4 protein-coding genes are annotated in these 5,898 nt (G+C 55.1%); 2 read left to right on the top strand and 2 right to left on the bottom strand.

The window, feature by feature from the left end; translation table 11 throughout:
• Nucleotides 1-1,037: 1,037 nt before the first annotated feature.
• A complete protein-coding gene (locus ENN68_05495; protein HDS45531.1) occupies nucleotides 1,038-1,835 on the bottom strand; it encodes an HD domain-containing protein in 798 nt (265 codons plus the stop codon).
• Nucleotides 1,836-2,085: 250 nt separating this feature from the next.
• Between ENN68_05495 and ENN68_05490 the strand changes: the two genes are divergently transcribed.
• Nucleotides 2,086-3,117: a hypothetical protein gene (locus ENN68_05490; protein ID HDS45530.1), complete on the top strand. Its 1,032-nt coding sequence runs from the start codon at nucleotides 2,086-2,088 to the stop codon at nucleotides 3,115-3,117.
• Nucleotides 3,118-3,305: 188 nt separating this feature from the next.
• On the opposite strand, the gene ENN68_05485 is transcribed toward ENN68_05490, so the two are convergent.
• Nucleotides 3,306-3,902: a histone family protein gene (locus ENN68_05485; protein HDS45529.1), complete on the bottom strand. Its 597-nt coding sequence runs from the start codon at nucleotides 3,900-3,902 to the stop codon at nucleotides 3,306-3,308.
• 229 nt (nucleotides 3,903-4,131) lie between these two features.
• Between ENN68_05485 and ENN68_05480 the strand changes: the two genes are divergently transcribed.
• A partial coding sequence (locus tag ENN68_05480; protein ID HDS45528.1) for a hypothetical protein occupies nucleotides 4,132-5,898 on the top strand: 1,767 nt, incomplete at its 3' end.

Below are 5,898 nucleotides of genomic sequence, written 5' to 3'. Positions count from 1 at the left end.
GGCAAATGGCACGGCAAATTGGACCCGTACGTTTGGCGGGTCTGCTAATGATTGCGGCTACTCCGTGCAGCAGACGGCCGATGGTGGCTACATCGTTGCGGGCTCCACCAATTCGTTCGGTGCAGGCTCGGGTGATGTCTGGTTGCTCAAAACAGCAGCGACTGGCACGGCGGAATGGAACAGCACCTTTGGTGGGTTCTCTGATGATGTCGGGCACGCTGTGCAGCAGACGGCCGATGGTGGCTACATCATTGCTGGCTTTACTCACTCGTTCGGTGCGGGCTCGGGTGATGTCTGGTTGATCAAAGTGAAAGGAGTACCCGCAGAACCACCGATCTTTGATACCGGGCCGGGTACCTATCCTTCGAACTCAGGTACGTTTGCAGGAACCATTCAACCTTCGCGAGACCTCACGGTGAGCACTCTTTACACGTACCCCTGCTCGGGAACGGGCGGACATACTGAATACGTTACGATATGGAACAGCGGCGACTGGAACGTAACTGCAACATGGGGCGGCTACACCGGCGACTGGCACAACATCACGTTTAACGAGCCCTTCATACTCTACGCGAACGAAACCTACAACTACACCATCGTAACCGGCTCGTACCCGCAGATCATCCATGCGTCATCGTACAACGCAACCGGCGGCGTCATCACCTGCGATGAGTTCGTGGACGCGAACGGCAAGCGGCACGATGGGTGGATACCAGCGATACTGCTGCAGTGAGCGCGCCGAGCAAGAGCCCGTAAACACCGGAACTGGTAGCAGGGAGGTTCTCATCCCCGTGCTTCTGATTCGCGGTGGCTCTGCTATCACGCTGTATGTATACGTCCAACGTAAGCGGCGATCGATACCTGCTGCCAACTCGCTTTAGACCGCCAGACCGAAAGACAGACGAAAAGTGTGCGTGTAGCGCTTGCCGTTCGCGTCTATCTATAGACCTGCGCTGCAGGGGTACTGCGTTGCGTGCATGCGGCTTCTCGAGCCGAGAGCAGTTATATTAGCACATCCGCTAGTCCGAGCCGGGCGGTTAGCGATTTCGGGTCTTCAGCTCTTTATCCCGTTCCAGGGCAACAACTTCGATCCATCGCTCCAGGTTAGAGGACGCGATTTTCCGGTCTAATACCTCTTCTATCTGGAAGACGCCCGCGGGATTGTCCATCTGCACGACGATGCGCACGGGCTTGGGTTCACCCTCTGCGAGCTCCACCTTTCTGATCGCGAGCGCGGATAGCGAGTGAATATCAACCTTACCGGTCCGGTAGGGTATTCGCGCCCGCCCCTCCGCCATGTCTGTCCCGTCAGCCACGGTCACCGTGCCCGCCTCCATCGTGAGGCAGCGCACTTCCTCGTCATGGGCGAAGATGCAGTGCAGGATCGCCGCCTTCAATCTGATCCGCAGCTCCTGATCATCCGGATAGATCTGTACGAGCGCCCGATCGAGGATGGGGCCTGCGAGATAGTAGCCGTGGAGGTGGTGTAACGTTCGATGGACCGCATTGCCGATGTCGTGGAGGTACGCGCCGCAGAGCACCACGAGCCGTGCATCTTCTGCGGCGTATAAGCCCTCCTCAACGCTGGTGGGCGTTATCGTTCTGCCCAGGATCTTGAAGATCTCAAGAGCGCTTCCTGAGACTATCCGGGAGTGCGTGGGGCCGTGATCATTATAGCGGAGCCTTCTGACCGCCATGATGTTCCCCATCCGCAGGTAGGTCTGCACCTCCACATCACGTTCCAGGAAGTTGAAGACCGCCTTGAGACGGTGCTCTCTCAGATGGCTGTAAATAAGATCATGCGAGACCACCACGCCCGTTTTCGCCATAGCCATACATAGGAGTAGCGCGCAGGCACATAAATTGATGAGCTCACCGGCCTGCTTCCTTCTGAAGTGGTCCGATCGGTACTCGTTTCTTCCGTTTATCCCGCGAGCGTCACATCTACCATTTGGGTGGTCCTGACACGTGATTCTTAGCGAGCAGTCGAAAGTTTATCTGTGGCATCCACCCTACCTACCTTTGTTATTCTCTGAGAGAATAGCGGCAGAGTGGCCTCAGGTATGGTATGAGGTTTCGATAGGAATGAAAAGCGCAAGAATGCGGATTGGGAACGGGTTGCTCGTTGCAGCTCTTCTCACCGTGCTGGCGTTTGTGAGTGTAAGCTGTGGTGCTGAGGATACACATACCGTCTGCCCCAGCGGCTGCGATTATAGTAGCATACAGGCCGCGATCGACGCCGCGCAGTCCGGAGGCACTATAGCGGTGCACAGCGGCACTTATAACGAGACCGTGAACGTGAACAAGCAGCTCACGTTACGGGGCATAGACACCGGCGGCGGCAAACCGGTTGTTGATGCAGGCGGCACAGGAAGCGCAATGAGACTCTCTCATGATGGGATCGTTCTGGACGGCTTTACTGCGATAAACGCGAGCAGTTATCCGCAAGCAGGAATCGTAATTTACTCAAATGACAACTTTGTCAGTAACAACACCGCTTCGCACAACTCCAAGTGCGGCATTCGCCTGGCTTCTTCGAGCAGCAACACGCTTACGGACAACACGGCCAACACGAACAACTACTACGGCATTCTCCTTGATTTTTCGAGCAGCAACAATACGCTCAAGGGCAACACCGCCTCGAACAACGACCACGGCATTTACCTGTATTCTTCGAGCAGCAACATTCTTACGGGCAATACCATCACGAACAATACCGACGGCCTTTTTCTGGATTTTTCGAACAACAACCGGATCTATAACAACTACTTCGACAATGCGATAAACGCTTACGATAACGGTACCAATATATGGAACATCACACCCACCGCGGGATCAAACAGTATCGGTGGCTCGTGGCTCGGCGGTAACTACTGGCGCGATTATGCGGGCGAAGATACCAATGGCGATGGCCTGGGCGACTCTATGCTACCCTACAATTCTTCCGGTAAGATAGTAAACGGCGGCGATTGGTTACCGCTGGTAGAAGCAGGAGAACAGCCGATATCCGACACTGGTGAAGATAACGTCCCAAAAGTCAGTGGATTCGAAGCAGTTTTTTCCTTTGCCGGGCTCCTGGCAACGGCTTATCGGGTTCTAAAAAGGCGGGACTACTAGCTATCGGGCTCGCACCCGCAGATCTTTCACGCTAAGCAGTAACGCAACCGGCGGCGTAATCACCTGTAAGGAGTTCGTGGACGTGACCGGTAAGCGGCAGGAACGGTTGATGTCGGCGCTAAAGCTAGCGAGAACGTGAGAGATACCATCAATCCGTTCCATACCCCTCATCCGAGCGTCTGAGGTACTTACCAGGCGGATGACCGTTTATAGCCCTTCCCTTTCTTCGCCTCTTCCTCCGCAAGTGCGGTAACGCGCGCAAAATGCGATTCCTTCTTCTCAACGGGCATGACATCGACCGCTTTGACCGTCTTCCGGCCAGCATGCTTCGCGAGGCGCACGGCGTTCTTCGCGATCTCCGTGCCGTATTCCTCAAGCAGGTCTACCAGCGTTTCGGTCGCGTCCTCGCTCACTCGCTCAGCTCCCGCGTCACGGATAAGCTGAGTAACCGGGGCTTTCGGTAATAGTGCCATTGTTCTCACGAGGGATGATAGAGCAGAGCGGGTATATAAGCTTTTGGGTCGATCACGCCGCTCATGCATCTTCCGCGCGGATAAGCGCTGTTCAGCACGTATCGTTTTGCGTTCTCTCGCTAGTGACGGTGCAGTGGAGAGGAAGGACGCACGTGCATGCAAACGATTGAAAGAGGAATGCCGGCGAAAAACTATCAGGTACACAACACCGACTGGAATGTAACCGCAACGTGGAACGGGTATAACGGCGAGTGGCCGAGTAAGCAGGGGGAGTTCATCATACCGGTTGGATCGGCCACCGCGCGGTATCATGGATTTAGTACTGACGATAAGACCTTATACCTTTTTCAGGTTTGTGGTATTCTTACCTGATTACCTCTTGGCCGGGAGAGATGCAATGGAACTCTTCTGCGAGCCACGCTGGTATAACCTACCCCTTGCGATTTCTTGAAGTATCAGGTCGATTCATCACACCTTGCCAAGGAGCACCGGGAGGGGGCGCGTTGTTAAATGTACCCAACGGGAGAAGGGAGGTGAAAAAATGAGTGCGCGATCATTCGATTCATTCTCCATTCCTGTCCTGGCCGGAGGAACCGGAACGGTCTACATCGTGCTCATAGGCTTTCTGGTGGCGTTGATATGTGCCGTCGCGGTCAGCGGTGCTGGCATGGGTGCGACCGGGGTGGATGCACTATTATTAACTACGCGCACCCCCGATACTGACGCGCTCTCAGACCTCTGGACCTTGCAGGGTCGTGTTTACGCCGGGGCGGTGGGTGATGAAAGTCATCCGCTGCAGGGCGTTACCGTTTCAGTCTACGGCGCGAACGATCCTTATCCCGTTTCGGGTACGTTTATTACGAGCACGACCACAGATGCTACCGGTTGGTATGATCTTGCGGTGAGCGACGGCTACGAATATTATCATCTGCTCGAGACTGATCCCTGGGGCTTCTCCTCTGCGGGCGCCACGACTGTCGGCGGGACGGTCAAAACGAGCAACTGGATCGAGTTTGAGGTGCCGCTTACGGGCACGACCCTGACCGGTAACAAGTTCTGGGATCAGCCGCTGTATATCCTCTCAGGACGCGTTTATCGGGGCGCGGTGGGCAACGAAAACGTCCCGCTTAGCGGTGTGACCGTGGTGCTCTACGGCTCGAACAACGAGGGTGACTTAGGAACAGTCATTGACAGCACCACGACCAACGCCGAGGGCTGGTATGGTTTGATCGTCTCCTCTCTTCGTGAGTTTTATTGGATCGTGGAGAGCGATCCGCCTGGCTATACTTCTGTTGGCGCGACTTCGGTCGCCGGTGTGGTCGTCACCAGCAACAGGATTCGATACGCCTATCCGCTTGATGGGCAGACCCTGAGCGGTAACAAGTTCTGGGACCTTCCTTCCGCCACCATGCCGGATCTTATAGTCACGGATGTTTGGACCGATGAGCGTGCAATTTGCTACCAACTAAGGAACGTTGGTGATGCAGTAGCTCCGGAAGGCCATCACACTGCTTTAGTTGTTGATAACGAGCACATAGTAAACGATTTGGTCACGACGGCTTTGGCACCTGGAGCGCGAAAGAATGGCTGCTTCGACTACGAGTGGGAATGCACTCCACCGGGCGATTCGATAGGAGTGGAGGCGGATACCGGGAATAACGTAGCAGAAAGGAACGAGAGAAACAACCTCCGCAGGGAGTTCTGGACGTGTGATACTACACCACCGCGTATCATCTCAGGGCCGGCCGTGGTAACAATAACACCGACCTCCGCGGTCATCGTCTGGGAAACAGATGAGGAAAGCGACCATGTGGTGCTTTATGACGTAACTGCAGGCCGGTTTTCGCAGCGGGAATCGCGTGATTTCCCGCCGGACGTGGAGCATGCTATCACCTTGATCAACCTCCAACCGTCGACCACCTACCAGTTCAAGGTTCGATCCGCGGATGCGAGCGGGAACCTCGTGGAAAGTAATGACTTCACCTTTGAGACCGCGCCAGTGCCTGATACTGAGGATCCTTTTGTCTCGCTCATCGATCCCGGCGTATGCCGTGGAGTCGTCAGCGTCCACGCCACCGCGACGGACAACATCAGGGTGAAGAAGGTGGAGTTCTTAGTAAACGACGTGCTGGTTTTTACTGACTTTTCACCGCCTTTTGTGTTACGGTTCGATACGAGCCTGTACGAAAACGGGAACCACACGATAAAGGCACTCGTGCACGATCTCGCCGGGAACATAGGCCACAAAAATATCCCTGTACGCATAGCCAATCCCATCGACGTTACTGCACCTCAGGTCGATATATAT

Source organism: Methanomicrobia archaeon, from assembly GCA_011049045.1.
Taxonomy (GTDB): domain Archaea; phylum Halobacteriota; class Syntropharchaeia; order Alkanophagales; family Methanospirareceae; genus JACGMN01.
The sequence above is the reverse complement of the archived record's forward strand: the minus strand, read 5'-3'. Positions and strand labels throughout refer to the sequence as shown.

What these genes read in the sequence shown, in the direction of transcription:
- ENN68_05495 (HDS45531.1), bottom strand. Translation starts at nt 1,835, where the DNA reads ATGGCTATGGCGAAAACGGGCGTGGTGGTCTCGCATGATCTTATTTAC.
- ENN68_05490 (HDS45530.1), top strand. Translation starts at nt 2,086, where the DNA reads ATGAAAAGCGCAAGAATGCGGATTGGGAACGGGTTGCTCGTTGCAGCT.
- ENN68_05485 (HDS45529.1), bottom strand. Translation starts at nt 3,902, where the DNA reads ATGATACCGCGCGGTGGCCGATCCAACCGGTATGATGAACTCCCCCTG.